Origin of the sequence: Micromonospora sp. CPCC 206171, assembly GCF_036906755.1 — a bacterium.
Lineage (GTDB): Bacteria > Actinomycetota > Actinomycetes > Mycobacteriales > Micromonosporaceae > Micromonospora > Micromonospora purpureochromogenes.
In genome coordinates this window covers 16,712-32,743 of the sequence record NZ_JBAKHT010000044.1, presented here as the reverse complement: position 1 = coordinate 32,743, position 16,032 = coordinate 16,712, and the positions used below count along the sequence as shown (strand labels likewise).

At 73.5% G+C, this 16,032-nt stretch carries 15 protein-coding genes and 1 pseudogene; 9 read left to right on the top strand and 7 right to left on the bottom strand.

Going from position 1 to position 16,032, the window contains the following annotated elements; translation table 11 throughout:
- Positions 1-220: pseudogene (locus V6U89_RS29060) on the bottom strand (hypothetical protein); the annotation flags it as partial.
- A gap of 317 nt (positions 221-537) precedes the next feature.
- On the opposite strand from V6U89_RS29060, the gene uvrB reads away from it, so the two are divergent.
- The 4 genes from uvrB (at position 538) to V6U89_RS29040 (ending at position 4,943) form a co-directional block, all read left to right on the top strand.
- Positions 538-2,646 (top strand): excinuclease ABC subunit UvrB, encoded by a 2,109-nt coding sequence (gene uvrB, locus V6U89_RS29055; RefSeq protein WP_280840789.1) that lies wholly within the window; start codon positions 538-540, stop codon positions 2,644-2,646.
- Positions 2,647-2,658: 12 nt separating this feature from the next.
- Positions 2,659-3,507, top strand: a complete 849-nt coding sequence (locus tag V6U89_RS29050) for a helix-turn-helix domain-containing protein (RefSeq protein WP_334576213.1) — start codon at positions 2,659-2,661, stop codon at positions 3,505-3,507.
- Between the two features lie 24 nt (positions 3,508-3,531).
- Positions 3,532-3,900 (top strand): VOC family protein, encoded by a 369-nt coding sequence (locus tag V6U89_RS29045; RefSeq protein ID WP_334576209.1) that lies wholly within the window; start codon positions 3,532-3,534, stop codon positions 3,898-3,900.
- A gap of 122 nt (positions 3,901-4,022) precedes the next feature.
- Positions 4,023-4,943 carry a helix-turn-helix domain-containing protein gene (locus V6U89_RS29040; protein ID WP_334576205.1) on the top strand — a complete coding sequence of 307 codons (921 nt, stop codon included), beginning with the start codon at positions 4,023-4,025 and terminating at the stop codon, positions 4,941-4,943.
- Between the two features lie 7 nt (positions 4,944-4,950).
- Here the strand turns inward: V6U89_RS29040 and V6U89_RS29035 are convergent, their stop codons facing one another.
- Positions 4,951-5,712 (bottom strand): SDR family oxidoreductase, encoded by a 762-nt coding sequence (locus tag V6U89_RS29035; protein ID WP_334576201.1) that lies wholly within the window; start codon positions 5,710-5,712, stop codon positions 4,951-4,953.
- A gap of 157 nt (positions 5,713-5,869) precedes the next feature.
- Positions 5,870-6,163: an antibiotic biosynthesis monooxygenase family protein gene (locus tag V6U89_RS29030; RefSeq protein WP_334576198.1), complete on the bottom strand. Its 294-nt coding sequence runs from the start codon at positions 6,161-6,163 to the stop codon at positions 5,870-5,872.
- A gap of 182 nt (positions 6,164-6,345) precedes the next feature.
- On the opposite strand from V6U89_RS29030, the gene pnuC reads away from it, so the two are divergent.
- From pnuC to V6U89_RS29015, 3 genes are all read left to right on the top strand, one after another.
- Positions 6,346-6,999 (top strand): nicotinamide riboside transporter PnuC, encoded by a 654-nt coding sequence (pnuC, locus tag V6U89_RS29025; protein WP_334576195.1) that lies wholly within the window; start codon positions 6,346-6,348, stop codon positions 6,997-6,999.
- Positions 6,996-8,084 carry an AAA family ATPase gene (locus V6U89_RS29020; protein ID WP_334576192.1) on the top strand — a complete coding sequence of 363 codons (1,089 nt, stop codon included), beginning with the start codon at positions 6,996-6,998 and terminating at the stop codon, positions 8,082-8,084. Before pnuC ends, V6U89_RS29020 begins: the two co-directional genes overlap by 4 nt.
- Before the next feature lie 368 nt (positions 8,085-8,452).
- Positions 8,453-9,451: a TerC family protein gene (locus V6U89_RS29015; RefSeq protein WP_334576187.1), complete on the top strand. Its 999-nt coding sequence runs from the start codon at positions 8,453-8,455 to the stop codon at positions 9,449-9,451.
- Positions 9,452-9,514: 63 nt separating this feature from the next.
- On the opposite strand, the gene V6U89_RS29010 is transcribed toward V6U89_RS29015, so the two are convergent.
- A complete protein-coding gene (locus tag V6U89_RS29010) occupies positions 9,515-10,429 on the bottom strand; it encodes a C40 family peptidase (protein ID WP_334576183.1) in 915 nt (304 codons plus the stop codon).
- Positions 10,430-10,486: 57 nt separating this feature from the next.
- Positions 10,487-11,584, bottom strand: a complete 1,098-nt coding sequence (locus V6U89_RS29005; protein WP_334576178.1) for a mandelate racemase/muconate lactonizing enzyme family protein — start codon at positions 11,582-11,584, stop codon at positions 10,487-10,489.
- A 44-nt stretch (positions 11,585-11,628) separates the two neighbouring features.
- Between V6U89_RS29005 and V6U89_RS29000 the strand changes: the two genes are divergently transcribed.
- On the top strand, positions 11,629-12,426 hold the full coding sequence (locus tag V6U89_RS29000; RefSeq protein ID WP_334576174.1) for a tyrosine-protein phosphatase: 798 nt from the start codon (positions 11,629-11,631) through the stop codon (positions 12,424-12,426).
- Positions 12,427-12,433: 7 nt separating this feature from the next.
- Here the strand turns inward: V6U89_RS29000 and V6U89_RS28995 are convergent, their stop codons facing one another.
- On the bottom strand, positions 12,434-13,300 hold the full coding sequence (locus V6U89_RS28995) for a serine hydrolase (protein ID WP_334576170.1): 867 nt from the start codon (positions 13,298-13,300) through the stop codon (positions 12,434-12,436).
- Between the two features lie 71 nt (positions 13,301-13,371).
- Between V6U89_RS28995 and V6U89_RS28990 the strand changes: the two genes are divergently transcribed.
- On the top strand, positions 13,372-14,043 hold the full coding sequence (locus V6U89_RS28990; RefSeq protein WP_334576166.1) for a class I SAM-dependent methyltransferase: 672 nt from the start codon (positions 13,372-13,374) through the stop codon (positions 14,041-14,043).
- Between the two features lie 78 nt (positions 14,044-14,121).
- Here the strand turns inward: V6U89_RS28990 and typA are convergent, their stop codons facing one another.
- Positions 14,122-15,990, bottom strand: coding sequence for a translational GTPase TypA (gene typA / locus V6U89_RS28985; protein WP_334576164.1), 1,869 nt, complete (start codon positions 15,988-15,990; stop codon positions 14,122-14,124).
- Positions 15,991-16,032 lie beyond the last annotated feature (42 nt).

The window sequence follows — 16,032 nt, the reverse complement described above, 5'->3', positions numbered from 1 at the left end:
AGCCGGCGACGGCGGCCAGGACCGGCGGGGTGCGCAGCGCGTGCCGGGCGGGGTCGCGGCGGCGCCGGCCCGGCCGTCGGCGTCCGGCGCCGTGGCCGGCCGAGCCGCGTCCGCCGTTGCCGACGGGGGTACGGGTGGGCGGCCGCGCGGCGACGGGGATGTCGGGGGGCGGACCCGTCGGGGTGGACGGGGGCGGCGGCCGGTCGGGGGAGGTCTCCACGAGTGGTTGAACGCCCGGCGGCGGCGAGGGTGACGAGGAAGACGGTGCGAGGCAGGGGCGCTCGCGGCGGCCGGTCTGCGCCATGGGCGCGACCACGTCGGGTGCGCACGCCGGCGATGTCCGGGTGCTGCGACCCTCCTGTGCCGGGGGCGGGAGCCCCGTGAGGGCCCGGCCACCTGCCCGGTCGGCCGCCGCGAGCGGCCTACGGTGTTCAGGCTAGCGCGGTGGGATGTGGCCCACAATGGGAATATCGAAGCCGATCACGGACCGCCCGTAGTCGCGACGGAGTGTCGGACCCTCGGCGTACCGTTGATGTCATGGCGCTCGACATTCCCCGGCTCGACGGCCGCTTCCAGGTCGTCAGCGAGTTCCAGCCGGCCGGCGACCAGCCGGCCGCCATCGACGACCTTGAGCGTCGGGTCCGGCGCGGCGACCGCAACACCGTGCTGCTCGGCGCGACCGGCACCGGCAAGAGCGCCACCACGGCGTGGCTCGTCGAGCGGCTGCAACGCCCCACCCTGGTGCTCGCGCCCAACAAGACGCTCTGCGCCCAGCTGGCCAAGGAGTTCAGCGAGCTGCTCCCGCACAACGCGGTGGAGTACTTCGTCTCCTACTACGACTACTACCAGCCCGAGGCGTACATCCCGCAGACCGACACCTACATCGAGAAGGACTCCTCGATCAACGAGGAGGTCGAGCGGCTGCGCCACTCGGCCACCATGTCGCTGCTCACCCGCCGGGACGTGATCGTGGTCGCCACGGTCTCCGCCATCTACGGCCTGGGCACCCCGGAGGAATACCTGGACCGCGCGGTCCGGGTCGCCGTGGGGCAGGAGCTCGACCGGGACCAGCTGCTGCGCCGCCTGGTCGACATCCAGTACACCCGCAACGACATGGCCTTCCAGCGGGGCACCTTCCGGGTCCGCGGCGACACCCTGGAGATCATCCCGGCGTACGAGGAGCTGGCGGTCCGGATCGAGCTGTTCGGTGACGAGGTGGAGAAGCTCTACTACCTCAACCCGCTCACCGGCGACGTGGTCCGCGAGGTCGACCAGCTGGTCATCTTCCCCGCCACCCACTACGCGGCCGGCCCGGAGCGGATGGAGCGGGCGATCCGCGACATCGAGACCGAGCTGGGCGAGCGGCTGGCCGAGCTGGAGCGGCAGGGCAAGCTGCTGGAGGCGCAGCGGCTGCGGATGCGCACCACCTACGACATCGAGATGATGCGCCAGGTCGGCTTCTGCTCCGGCATCGAGAACTACTCCATGCACATGGACGGGCGGCTGCCCGGCAGCCCGCCGCACTGCCTGCTCGACTACTTCCCCGACGACTTCCTCACCGTCATCGACGAGTCGCACGTGACCATCCCGCAGATCGGCGGCATGTACGAGGGCGACGCGTCCCGCAAGCGGATGCTGATCGACCACGGCTTCCGGCTGCCCAGCGCCGCCGACAACCGGCCGCTGCGCTTCGACGAGTTCCTGGAGCGGGTCGGCCAGATGGTCTACCTCTCCGCCACCCCCGGTCCGTGGGAGCTGGAGCAGGCGCAGGGCGAGTTCGTGGAGCAGGTGATCCGCCCGACCGGGCTGATCGACCCGGAGGTCGTGATCAAGCCCACCAAGGGCCAGATCGACGACCTGATGCACGAGATCAAGCTGCGTACCGAGCGCGACGAGCGGGTGCTGGTCACCACGCTGACCAAGAAGATGGCCGAGGACCTCTCCGACTACCTGCTGGAGAACGGCATCCGGGTGCGCTACCTGCACTCCGAGGTCGACACGCTGCGCCGGGTCGAGTTGCTGCGCGAGCTGCGCAAGGGCGAGTACGACGTGCTGGTCGGCATCAACCTGCTCCGGGAGGGCCTCGACCTGCCCGAGGTGTCCCTGGTCGCGATCCTCGACGCCGACAAGGAGGGCTTCCTGCGCAGCGGCCGGTCGCTGATCCAGACCATCGGCCGCGCCGCCCGTAACGTCTCCGGCCAGGTGCACATGTACGCCGACAAGATCACTCCGTCGATGGCGGCCGCGATCGACGAGACCGACCGGCGCCGAGCCAAGCAGATCGCGCACAACGAGGCGCACGGCATCAGCCCGGAACCGCTGCGCAAGAAGATCCACGACATCCTCGACGACATCTACCGCGAGGCGGAGGACACCGAGAACAGTCGGGTCGGCGGGGCGGTGCGGCAGCTCTCCCGGGGCAAGGCCCCGGTCAAGGAGACCCGCAGCCGCAGTCGGGGTGGCGCGGCCGGCCCGTCCCGGGAGGGGATGGCCCGCGCCGATCTGGCGCAGCTCATCCAGGAGCTCAACGACCAGATGCTGGCCGCGGCCCGGGAGCTGCAGTTCGAGCTGGCCGCCCGGATCCGGGACGAGGTCGCCGACCTCAAGAAGGAACTGCGCGGGATGGACGCCGCGGGCGTGAAGTAGGGGGAGCGGGGGATGGGCGGGATCGAGGCCGTCGTCGGGCTGCCCGACCCCCGCCTGCGCCCGTTCGTCGACCGGTACCTCGGCTACCGCGAGCCCGCCCCGCTGCCGCTGGTCCGCCGCGAGGTCGCCGGCGCCTTCGTGGTGCTGGTGCTGGGCTGGGGCGCCCCGCTCGACGTGGTCGACCCGCGGGCGGCCGGGCGTGGGGCGTACGGGGTTAACTCGTTCGTCGCCGGGCCCTTCGACGGCCACTGCACCACCTCGACCCTGGGCGTGGGGCTCGGCGTCCAGCTGGTGCTCACCCCACCGGCGGCCCGCCGGGTCCTCGGCCTGCCGCTGGGCGAGCTGGCCAACCGGGCCGTGCCGGTCGGCGACCTGCCGGACCGGTGGCTGGACAGGCTGCGCCGCCGGCTGGCCGACGCGCCGGACTGGCCGCGCCGGTTCGCCCTGCTCGACGCGGCGCTCGGTGCGCGGCTGGCCGGCACCGCCCCGCTCGATCCGACGCTGGGCCGGGCGTGGCGTCGGCTCGCCGGCACCGGCGGCCGGATCGGCGTCGGTGACCTCGCCGACGAGCTGGGCTGGAGCAGCCGGCACCTCGCCGTCCGGTTCCGCGCGGAGCTGGGGCTGACGCCCAAGGCGACCGCCCGGCTGCTGCGCTTCGGCCGGGCGTACGCGACGCTGGCCCGCGACCTGGTCCCGCGGCCGGGCGCCGATGCTCCCGCCGGTCCGGGCGGGTGGGCGGAGCTGGCGGCCCGCTGCGGCTACTTCGACCAGTCGCACCTGATTAGGGACTTCCGGGAGTTCGCCGGTACGACGCCGGCCGCGCTGGCGCGTTCCGGATCGCTTTCGTCCAATCCCGGCTGACCGGGGCGGCGGCAGACTCGGGCCATGCGAAGGATCTACCCGGTCTTCCGGTATCCCGACGCCCGTGCCGCAATCGACTGGCTCCGCGCGGCGTTCGACTTCCAGGTCCACGAGGTGCACGACGCGCCCGACGGGTCCGTCGCGCACGCCCAGCTCGGCTACGGCGGCGATCTGATCATGCTGGCCACCGGGAGCGGTCCCCGGGTCCGGCCGGCCGACGACGACTACGTCGTCTACGTGGCGGTCGACGACGCCGACGCCCATCACGGCCGGGCGAGGGCGGCCGGCGCGGAGATCGTCCGCGAACCCTTCGACACCGACTACGGCTCCCGCGACTACACCGCCCGCGACCTCGCCGGCAACGTCTGGTCGTTCGGCACGTACCGGCCCTGACCGGTGCGCTCTGCCCGGCGGCGCGGGGTTCGCGCCCGACGGGGGCCGGACGGTTGCGGTGCGCAAGCAAGGTATTGCCCTGGGTGACGGTCCTGCGTACCCTCCGTCGTGGGGAGGCCGGGATGCCGTTGTCATCGAGTCCTGTCATTCGCCGTGCGCGCCTCGGCGCCGAGTTGCGCCAGCTGCGCAGACGGGAGGCGCTCACCCTGGAACAGGTGTGTGGGCTGCTGGGCTGGGCCTCCACGTCGAAGCTGTCCCGCATCGAGCTGGGGCAGAGCCGGCCCGACCTCGCCGACGTGCTCGACCTGCTGGACGTCTACCAGGTGCCGTCGCCGCAGCGGGAGGCGCTGATCGTCATCGCCCGGGACGCCGCGACCAGCCGCGGCTGGTGGAAGGCGCTCGGCGAGATGCACGAGCGGCAGCGCACGTACGCCGAGCTGGAGGCGGGGGCGGCGGCCATCGTGGAGTACCAGCCGGCCGTCGTACCCGGTCTGCTCCAGGCCCCCGGGTACGCCCGCCTGCGGGTCCTTGCCGGCCGGCTGCTGCACCCGGACGTCGACGTGGACGCCGACGTGCGGGCGCGGCTGGCCCGCCAGGACGTGCTGCGCCGCCCCGACCCGCCGCACTACACCGGCCTGCTGGACGAACGGGTCTGCGACCCGGCCGGCGTCCCGGTCGAGATCTGGCAGGAGCAGTTGGCGCACCTGCTCGCCCTGGCCGACCTGCCGAACGTGACGATCCGGGTGGTGCCCCGCGCGGCCGCCCCGCCCGGGGCGGTGCACGCGCTGACCGCCTACTCCTGCTACTCCTTCCCCGACCCGGCCGATCCGCGCACGGTGATGCTGGAGACGCTCACCAACGACGTGCGGCTGGCGACCGACGACGACGTCGCCCGCTACGAGCGGATGACCGGCTGGCTGTCGGCGGTGGCGTTGAGCGCGGAGGAGACCGCCGCGCTGCTGCGCGACCGGGCCGGCGAGGTCGCCAACGGCGCGCGTCCCGGCGGTGCCGAGGGGGAGGCGGGTCGCTCGGCCGGCGGGTGAGCGCCGCTCAGCGGTGCCGCTGGAAGCCGCCCTCCGAGTCGATCACCTGTCCGGTGATCCAGTCGGCGTCGGGCGAGCAGAGGAAGCGGACCAGCCGGGCGGCGTCGGCCGGGCTGCCCCACCGCCCGCCGGGGAAGAGCCCGGCCACCGCGGCGTGCACGTCCGGCGGGGCGTAGCCGGTGTCGGTCGGCCCGGGGTTGACGCAGTTGACCGTGATGCCGCGAGGCATCAGCAGCGGGGCGAGCTGGGCGGTCAGGTTCTCCACGCCGGCCTTGCTGGCGGCGTACGCCAGCTCACCGGGCATCGGGCCGAGCCGCTGCCCGCTGGAGAAGAACACCAGCCGGCCGCCCGAGCCGGCGGTGAACGCGGCGGCGAACGCCTCGGCGAGCAGCAGTGTCGCCCGGACGTTGACCAGCAGGTGCCGGTCGATCTCGGTGGCGTCGAGCGCGCCGAGCGGGGTATGGGTGGAGTACGCGTGCACGGCCACCACCGCGTCGAGCCGGCCGTGCCGGCGTACCGCCTCGGCGACCAGTGCACCGGGCGCGGCCGGGTCGAGCAGGTCGGCCGGGACGTATCCGGCGGCGGCGCCGAGCTCGCCGAGCAGCGCGGGGACGCCGTCGGGATCGCCGCCGTAGGGCTGGGCGTCGTCGTAGGCCGGCAGGCCGCTGAGCAGCAACCGGTGCCCGTCGGCGGCGAGCAGCCGGGCCACCGCCGCGCCGATGCCGATCCGACGGCTCACGCCGGTCACCAGGAAGACCCGATCACTCATGATCGACAGTCAACCCGCCGCGGCCCGGTCGGCGCCAGCGGATTGTCGCCGCGCGGCCACCGGACCCGGCACCCCCGAACGCGCCGGGGCCGGTGTGCCGCGCGTGCGCCGCACGGTAACCGGGGGGTACGACAACGACGGGTGTGGATCCGCCCGATCAGGCGGGGACGTCGACGAAGTGCTCGACCCGGGGCGGGCCGGCGAAGTGCGGGCCGATCAGCGCCCGCCACTTGTCGAACGCCTCGGTGCCCCGGAAGTTCTGCTCGTGCGCCTCGACCGAGTCCCACTCGACCAGCAGCACGAACCGGGTCGGGGTCTCGATGCCCCGGGTCATCCGGACCGACCGGCAGCCCTCGACGGCCGTGATGATCCCGTGCGCCTGCGCGTAGGCGGCGGCGAACTCGTCCTCGTGTCCGGGCAGTACGTTGATGAGCGCGACCTCAAGCACCATGACCGAAGCCTCGCACGCCCGGCGGTGGAACCGGAGGCAGGGGTCTTCTCCGCCGGCCGCCCCGGCCGAGGGCCTGTGTCAAAGCCCCTGGCCGGATCTCCGCCTGGACTCCGCCTCGGCTCGACCGAGGACTTTGACACAGGCCCTAGGGTGATCGCTCGGGGCCAGGGGAGGGGCGGATCATGCTGGACTGGTTGACCACGGTGGCGTTCACCGTCGGGGGCGTCGGGACGACCTGGGCGGAGCTGCTCGGCTTCGCCACCGGCGTGCTCAACGTCTGGCTGGTCGCCCGGCAGCGCATCGGGAACTGGCCGGTGGGCATCGCCAACGTGCTGCTGCTGATGGTGCTGTTCTGGACCGCCGGCCTGTACGCCGACGCCGGTCTCCAGGTCGTCTACGTGCTGCTCGGCCTCTACGGCTGGTACCACTGGCTCGTCGGCGGCGAGCGGCGCAGCCGGCTCGCGGTCAGCCGGACGAGCGGCCGGGAGTGGGCCGGGCTGGCGGTCGCCGGGGTGCTGCTCACCGGTGGGCTCTGGGCGCTGCTGGACCGGGCCACCGACTCCACCGTGCCGCTGGCCGACGCGTTCACCACCGCGCTGTCGCTGCTGGCCACCTACGGGCAGACCCGCAAGCTGGTGGAGAGCTGGTGGCTCTGGATCGTGGCCGACCTGGTCTACATCCCGCTCTACGCGTACAAGGGTCTCTGGCTCACCGGCGCGCTCTACCTGGTCTTCCTGGCGCTCTGCGTACTCGGGTTGCGGGCCTGGCGGGCCGACCTGCGCGCGGCCGGCGCCCCGACCGTGGTGCCGCCCGGTCCGGCCCCGGCGATCGCGTGAGCGGGCCGCCCACCGGCCCGGTCCGGCCGGAGTTCCGGCACGGCATGGTGGTCGGCAAGTTCTACCCACCGCACGCCGGGCACCACGCCCTGATCGAGGCCGCCGCCGCCCGCTGCGCGGCCGTGACCGTGGTGGTCGCGCCGTCGCGCCGGGAGTCCATCCCGCTGGAGCTGCGGCTGGACTGGCTGAGCGAGGCGCACGCGCACACCCCCTGGGTCCGGTTCGTCGGCCGCTACGACGACCACCCGGTGGACTACGCCGACCCGGCGGCCTGGGACGCGCACTGCGCGGTCTTCACCGCCGCGCTCGGCGGGCGCCCGGTGGACGCGGTGTTCTCCTCGGAGACGTACGGCGGGGAACTGGCCCGGCGGTTCGCCGCCACGGCGGTCTGCGTGGACCCGGACCGGCGCGTTGTGCCGGTCTCCGGCACGGCGGTCCGGGCGGACCCGGCGGGGCACTGGGACCGGCTGAGCCCGGTGGTGCGGGCCTGGTTCGTCCGGCGGGTGGTGGTGGTCGGGGCGGAGTCGACCGGCACCACCACGATGGCCGCCGCCCTCGCCGCCCACTACGGCACGGCCTGGGTGCCGGAGTACGGCCGGGAGTTGACCGCCCGCAAGCTGGCCCGGCTGCGCGCCCGGCAGCCGGCGGCGACCGTCTTCGACGTCACCTGGGACCGAGACGACTTCGTCGAGGTGGTCCGCGCCCAGCAGGCGGCGGAGGACGCCGCCGCCCGGTCCAGCGGCCCGCTGCTGGTCTGCGACACCGACGCCCGGGCGACCGCGGTGTGGGAGGAGCGGTACCTGGGCTCGGCGTCGGAGTCGGTCCGGGCGGCGGCCCGCCGGCCCGCGCTCTACCTGCTGACCGACCACGTCGGGGTGCCGTTCTTCGACGACGGGCTGCGCGACGGCGCGCACCTGCGGGCCTGGATGACCGAGCGGTTCCGGGCCGAGTTGGCCGGCAGCGGGGTGCCGGTGATCGAACTCACCGGGCCGCACCCGAAGCGGCTGGCCCGGGCGGTGGCGGCCTGCGACGCGTTGCTGGCCGCCGGCTGGTCGCTCGCCGATCCGCTGCTGCCACCCGGCTGAGCAGCGGGTTCACCGCGGCCCGCGCCGAGTCTCGGATGGCACCTAGCCTCCTAGGACGGCGTAGGGGATGTGCCACGGATCGTGTCGGAAGGTGATACTGCCAGCAATCCAGGTACCTGGAGATGCGGTGCCCGGCCGGGATGGTGAACAATGACCGATGAGGAGGGGAGTATTCCCCCGCGACGGAGTCGTCAGCACGGTCGACCGCCGAACCCGGCGGCCCGACCCGGCGCCGTCGGTCATCGCCCCGCCCGCGGGTCGCTGGCGGAAGAGACCTCCGACAGTCACCAGAGTCCGCGTCGCCGCCCGCCCCGCCGTCACCCGGCGTACGGTGTGCCCGACGCCGCGTGTCTGCCGGAGGAATTGATTTGAACGTGTCCGGATTGGTGTGGGCCGGAACCCTCGTCGTGATGACGGCGGTCCTGCTCATCGACCTCTTCATCGTCGGTCGACGGCCGCACGAACCCAGCGTCCGCGAGTCGAGCCTGTGGGTCGGCTTCTACGTGGCCCTGGCCCTGATCTTCGGCGTCGGGCTCTGGCTCACGTCCGGCGCCAGCGTGGCCGGCCAGTTCTACACCGGCTGGCTCACCGAGTACAGCCTCTCGGTGGACAACCTCTTCGTCTTCGTGATCATCATGGCCCGGTTCGGGGTGCCCCGGCCGTACCAGCAGAAGGTGCTGCTCATCGGCATCGTGCTGGCCCTGGTCATGCGGGGTGGATTCATCGCCGCCGGCGCGGCGCTGATCTCCCAGTTCTCCTGGGTCTTCTACATCTTCGGCGCGTTCCTGATCTACACGGCGGTGAACCTCGCCCGGCAGGGCGAGCCGGACGAGGACGAGTTCAGCGAGAACCTGCTGATCCGGTGGAGCCGCAAGGCCTTGCCGATCTCCAAGGACTACGACGGCGCGAAGCTGACCACGCACCAGGCCGGCCGGCGGCTGTTCACCCCGATGCTGATCGTGATGATCGCCATCGGCACCACCGACCTGATCTTCGCGCTGGACTCGATCCCGGCGATCTTCGGCATCACCCAGGAGCCGTACCTGGTCTTCACCGCGAACGTCTTCGCGCTGATGGGGTTGCGGCAGCTCTACTTCCTTCTCGGCGGCCTGCTGGACCGGCTGATCTACCTCAGCTACGGCCTGGCGGTGGTGCTCGGCTTCATCGGTGTCAAGCTGGTGCTGGAGGCCCTGGCCGAGAACAACCTGCCGTTCATCAACGGCGGGGAGCACGTCGGGTGGGCCCCGCACATCCCGATCTGGCTCTCCCTGACGGTCATCCTCGGCACCCTCGCCGTGGCCACCGCCGCCAGCCTGGTCAAGTCGTCCCGCGACCGGCGCCGCGAGCTGGCCGACGCCCGGCGCTGAGCCTCACCCGCGTACACGGAAGAGGGGCACCCCGTTCGCCGGGGTGCCCCTCTCGCGTACGGGTCAGACCCGGCGGACGGCGACCAGGGTGGCGGCCCGGTCGGCGGGGAGCTGCTCCTCCAGCACCCGCCGTTGCCGGTAGCAGGCGTGCAGCATCCGGCGGTCGCCGCCGGGCTCGGCGGTGACGATGCCGACGTGGTGGATCGGGCGCCCGGGGCGGGCGAAGAAGTACAGGTCGCCGGGGTGCTCCTCGCCCAGCGGCACCGGCGCGGTGGCCTCGGCCTGGTCGTCGGCGTCACGGGGCAGGGTCACCCCGAACCGGCGCCAGGCCAGGTGCACCAGGCCGGAGCAGTCGATGCCGTGGCTGGAGACGCCGCCCCAGATGTAGACCACGTCGCGCAGGCGCTCCGCGACGGCCAGCACCTCGCCGGGCTCCGGCCGGCCGGTGGGCAGCGGGACCACGTCCGCCTCGGGGAGCCACAGCGGCGCCGGGTGGCCGGGGGCGTGCACCGGACGCCACCCGTCGACCGGCCCGCCGGCCGGGGTCAGTCGGGTGCCGAGGACGACGCCGGGCACGACCACCGGGCCGTCCGGCGCGGCGTGCAGGGCGGTGACGCCGGCGTCGACCACCAGCGGCTCACCGGCGGGGGTGACCGGTTCGTCGGGCGCCAGCTGGGCGGTGGGCAGCCAGCCGGGGTAGCCGCGCGGGTCGAGTTCCGCCGCGGGCTGTTCGACGGCGACCACCCGGGCCCAGCCGTCCGGGCGTACCTCGGTGACCAGCACCCGCTCGCCGAGCAGCAGCTGGCTCAGCACGCACTCGCCGACCCGCTGGTCGGTGTCCATCCCGGCGACCCAGGCCGGGATGTCGGTGCGCGGGGCGAGGGCGGGGCGGTCGACGGGGCGTACCGCCTCGGGGGTGGCCCAGAGCGTCGCGACGGCGACCCGGACGGCGGCCTCGCGGCCCGGTTGCAGCTTCACGTCGACCTCCGGTTCGGGCGGGCGCCTAGCCGAGCCTATGAAAGAAACCAACGATCATCAACTGCGGGACTGCACTTTTGCTTCAGTGACCGAGGTGATGCCCAGTCCGGGCGCGTCCGGCAGCACGACGGTGGCGCCGTCGTACCGGACCCCGCCCCGCACCGGCGACCAGGCCAGCCACCAGGCGGCGTCCAGGTCCGACACGGCCGTGGTGCGGTAGGCGGCGACCAGGCTGGCGGCCGCCCCGATGCCGACCGCGCTCTCCATCATGGAACCGACGATGGTGCCCATCTCGTGGGCGCGGGCCAGGTCGAGCAGGGTGCGGGCGGTGTGCAGGCCGCCGCACTTGGCCAGCTTGACGTTGACCATGTCGGCCGCCCGACGGCGGATCACCTCGACCAGGTCGCGGACGCCGAAGACCGACTCGTCGGCCAGGATCGGCACGTCCACCCGGTCGCTGACCCAGGCCAGGCCGTCCAGGTCCCACCGGGACACGGGCTGCTCGACCAGTTCGACGTCGAGCCCGGCGTCGACGATGCCGCGGATCACCCGCACCGCCTCGCGCGGGGTCCAGCCCTGGTTGGCGTCCAGCCGGATCCGCATCCCCGGGCCGACCGCCGCCCGCACCGCGCGGACCCGGTCCAGGTCGGTCGCCGCGTCCGTGCCGACCTTGAGCTTGAGCACGTCGAAGCCCTCGGCGCGGCGCTGCTTGGCCGCCGCCGCCAGCTCCACCGCGTCGCCGGCGGCCAGCGTGACGTCCGTCGGGACGCGCAGCGTCGTGCCGCCGAGCAGCCGCGCCAGGGGTACGCCGAGCCGCCGGGCCGCCAGGTCGTGCAGCGCGACGTCGAGCGCCGCCTTGGCCGACTCGTTCCCGGTCACCGCCGTGCGCACCTCGGCGCAGCGGGCCACCAGGTCGTCGGCGTCCCGGCCGGCGACCGCGGGGGCCAGCATGTCGCGGACGCAGGCCTCGGCGCCGGCGACCGAGGCGCCGGTCACCTTCCAGACCTGGGGCGCCTCGCCGAAGCCGGACCGCCCGTCGGAGTCGATCACCTCGACCACCAGGGTGTCCACGGTGGTGGTGCGGCGCAGCGCGGTGACGAACGGGGTGTGCAGGGGTGCGGAAAGCCGGTGGGTGCGTACCGCGGCGATCGTCATGTGCGGCACCCTATACGGAGACGGGCAGCGCAGGGGGAGGCCGAATGGGCAGGCGGGACTGGGAGCTGGTGGGCGCGCCGAACGCGCGTGATCTGGGCGGGCTGCCCGCCGCCGACGGGCGCCGGGTACGCGCCGGGAAGCTGATCCGCACCCCGGCGCTGGGCCGGCTGACCGACGCCGACCTGCCGGTGCTGGGCAAGCTCGCCCCGGCCTGCGTGGTGGACCTGCGGGACGCCTCCGAGATGATGGTCGCCCCGGCGGACCGGCTGGTGGGGGAGCCCCGGGTGGTGCACCTGCCGGTCCTCGACCCGGCGCACCCGGTCTTCACGTACGTCTCGGCGCTGCTGCTCGGCCACGACCTGGAGGCGTACGACGAACTGGCCCGGGAGGGCACCCCGGCGGCGATGGCGGCGATCTACCGCTGGTTCGTCACCGGGGAGTCGGCCCGGGCGGGGTTCGGCACGGCGCTGCGGCTGGCGGCGGACGCGGACAACCTGCCGCTGCTGTTCCACTGCTCGGCCGGCAAGGACCGCACCGGCTGGCTGGCGGTGCTGCTGCTCACCGCCCTGGACGTGGACCCGGCAGCGATCCGCGCCGACTACCTGTGCCACAACGAGCTGACCGTGAGCCTGCGCGAGGTGCTGCTGGAGGCGATGGTGGGGCGGCAACCGGCGCTGGACCCGGAGACGGTGCGTCCGGTGCTGGAGGTGCGCCCGGAGTACCTGGACGCCGCCTACGAGGAGGTGCGCCGGGTGCACGGCTCGTTCGACGCGTACCTGCGCGACGGGCTGGGCGTCACCGACGAGGTGCGCGAGGCGCTGCGGGACAACCTGCTGGAGTGACCCGGGGTCAGCCGGCCAGGTCGTGCCGGGCGGCCCAGACCCGCGCCGAGATGTCCGCGATCAGCCGGCAGGCGTCGTCCTCGATCTCCTCGCCGGTGGCGCCGCCGTCGGCGAGGTCGGTGGTGGTGCAGACGACGATCACGTACGGCGGGGCGTCGTCCGGCAGGACCACGCCGGCGCCGTGCCGGACGCCCCGTACCCAGCCGTTCTTGTGCGCGATCCGGGTGCCCTCGGGCAGCCCGGCGGCCAGGTCCTCGCGGTGTTCCTGGGCCAGCAGCACGTCTCTCATCGCCGCGCAGGCGGCCGGGGAGGCCAGCGGTCCCGGGCGGGCTGCCCCGGCGACCAGCCCGCCGAGCAGCGCCGCGAGGTCGGCGGCGGTGACCAGGTTGGTGATGCCCGCGTCCTGGGCGGCGAAGTCCTCGATGCCCCGGCCGGTGACGCTGTGCCGGGCCCCGGCCAGCGCCCAGGCGCGGGCCACCGCCGGCAGGCCCACCCGGCCGAGCACGATGTTGGTGGCCAGGTTGCTGGACCGGGTGATCATCCGGTCGGCGAGCCAACGCAGCGGGGCGCTTCCGCCCACCCGCGCCCACACCGCGTCGTCGTTGTCGTAGTGCTGGGCGCAGGTGAAGCGGGGCGTCCCGGGCTGCGCCGAGTCGAACCCGTTGACCACCGGGGTCGGCGCGTCCAGGTCCAGCTCGCCCGCCTCGGCGGCCCGGTGCAGCGCGAGCAGCACCGCGACCTTCATGGTGCTGGCCGCGTAGTGGGTGGCGTCGGGCCGGCGGGTCCAGGTCGGTGCCGCGCCCAGCCGCCCCACGTAGGCCGAGACGGTGCCGGGCACCCGCTCCAGCCGCGCGTCGAGATCATCCCAGGTCATGCCGGTGACCGTAGCCGATCATTCTCGGCGCGGGACAGCGCGGCCCCGGTCCGGGCGCATACCGTGCCGACATGACGGTTGCCGCGTACGACGCCCACGCCGACTGGTACGAACAGTTCGCCTCCGACACCGCCGCCGACTACATGACCCGGGTCCGCCGGCAGCTCGCCGACCTGCTCGGCCCCGGCCCCGGCCGCTGCCTCGACCTGTGCTGCGGCACCGGCGCGCACGCCGCCGAGCTGCGCCGGCTGGGCTGGGAGCCGGTCGGCGTCGACCTCTCCGGCGGGCAGCTCCGGCACGCCCTCGCCCGGCTGCCGGTGGCCCGGGGCGACGCCGCCGCGCTGCCGGTCGCCGACGCGGCGCTGCCGGCGGTGGCCTGCGTGCTGGCCCACACCGACGTGCCCGACTACCCGGCGGTGATCGCCGAGGCGGCCCGGGTGTTGGCGCCCGGCGGGCGCTTCGTCCACGTCGGCGTGCACCCGTGCTTCATCGGCCCGTTCGCCGACCGGTCCGACCCCGCGCGGATCGTCGTCAACGGCGGCTACGCCGAGCGGGAACGCAGCTTCCGGGTCTGGTCGACGCACGGGGTGCGGGCCCGGGTGGGCGCCTGGCACGTACCCCTGGCCGACCTGCTCAACGCGGTCACCGCCGCCGGCCTCACGCTGACCCGGACCACCGAGTCCGGGTCCGGCCCGGTGCCGGACCTGTTCGCCCTGCTCGCCGTCAAGGACCGCCGGTCGTGATCGACGGCCGGTGCGGAGCGGGAACGGGCGGAGCCCGGACCGCAGGGCGGTCCGGGCTCCGGTGGGTCGTGCGGTGGGTCAGCCGGCGTGCTTGCGGCGGGCGGCGGCCCGGCCGCGCAGCTGCTGGTCGAGCACGACCTTGCGGATGCGGACCGCGCTCGGCGTGACCTCGACGCACTCGTCCTCGCGGCAGAACTCCAGCGCCTGCTCCAGGGAGAGCTTGCGCGGCGGGATCAGCTTCTCGGTCTCGTCGGAGGTCGACGCCCGCATGTTGGTGAGCTTCTTCTCCTTGGTGATGTTGACGTCCATGTCGTCGGAGCGGGAGTTCTCCCCGACGATCATGCCCTCGTACACCTCGGTGGTCGGCTCGACGAAGAGCTGTCCGCGCTCCTGCAGGTTGATCATGGCGAACGAGGTGACGGCGCCGGCCCGGTCCGCGACCAGCGAACCGTTCTGCCGGGTCCGCAGCTCGCCGAACCAGGGCTCGTACGACTCGAACACGTGGTGCAGGATGCCGGTGCCCCGGGTGTCGGTGAGGAACTCGGTGCGGAAGCCGATCAGGCCACGCGCCGGGACCAGCCACTCCATCCGGATCCAGCCGGTGCCGTGGTTGACCAACTGCTCCATCCGACCCTTACGGGTGGCCAGCAGCTGGGTGATCGCACCCAGGTACTCCTCCGGGGCGTCGATGGTCAGCCGCTCGACCGGCTCGCAGACCTTGCCGTCGATCTCCTTGGTGACCACCTGCGGCTTGCCGACGGTCAGCTCGTAGTTCTCCCGGCGCATCTGCTCCACCAGGATGGCCAGCGCCAGCTCACCACGGCCCTGCACCTCCCAGGCGTCCGGCCGCTCGGTCGGCAGCACCCGCAGCGAGACGTTGCCGACCAGCTCCTTGTCGAGCCGGTCCTTGACCATCCGGGCGGTGACCTTGGCGCCCTTGACCCGGCCGACCAGCGGCGAGGTGTTGGTGCCGATGGTCATCGAGATGGCCGGCTCGTCGACGGTGATCAGGGGCAGCGGAGTCGGGTTCTCCGCATCGGCCAGCGTCTCACCGATCATGATCTCCGGGATGCCGGCGACCGCGATGATGTCGCCCGGGCCCGCCGAGTCAGCCGGCTTGCGCTCCAGGCCCTCGGTCATCAGCAGCTCCGAGATGCGCACCCGCTGGGTGCTGCCGTCGGTGCGGCACCAGGAGACCGACTCGCCCTTGCGGATGGTGCCCTGCCGCACCCGGCACAGCGCCAGCCGGCCGAGGAACGGGGAGGCGTCGAGGTTGGTGACGTGCGCCTGCAGCGGCGCACCCTCCTCGTACGCGGGCGCCGGGATGGTGTCCAGCAGGGTACGGAACAGCGGCTCCAGAGAGCTGCTGTCGTCCGGCACCGAGCCGTCGGCCGGCTGGGTCAGCGAGGCGATGCCGTCGCGGGCGCAGGCGTAGACGATCGGGAAGTCGATCTGCTCCTCGTCGGCGTCCAGGTCCAGGAAGAGCTCGTAGGTGTCGTCCACGACCTCCTTGATCCGGGCGTCCGGGCGGTCCACCTTGTTGATCACCAGGATGATCGGCATGCGGGCCTTGAGCGCCTTGCGGAGCACGAACCGGGTCTGCGGCAGCGGGCCCTCGCTGGCGTCGACCAGCAGGACGACCCCGTCGACCATGGTGAGGCCGCGCTCCACCTCGCCGCCGAAGTCGGCGTGGCCGGGGGTGTCGATGATGTTGATGGTGACCGGGTCGGAGCCGTCCGCCGGCATGTACCGCACGCCGGTGTTCTTGGCGAGGATGGTGATGCCCTTTTCCCGTTCGAGGTCCATCGAGTCCATGACCCGCTCGGTTACCTCGCCGCGGGCGCCATAGGCGCCGGCCTGCCGCAACATGGCGTCGACCAAGGTCGTCTTGCCGTGGTCGACGTGGGCGATGATGGCGACGTTGCGGAGGTCGGTGCGAAGCTGCATACCCTCCATACTCCTGTCTACGGTTGCCGGGGCACGTGTCGG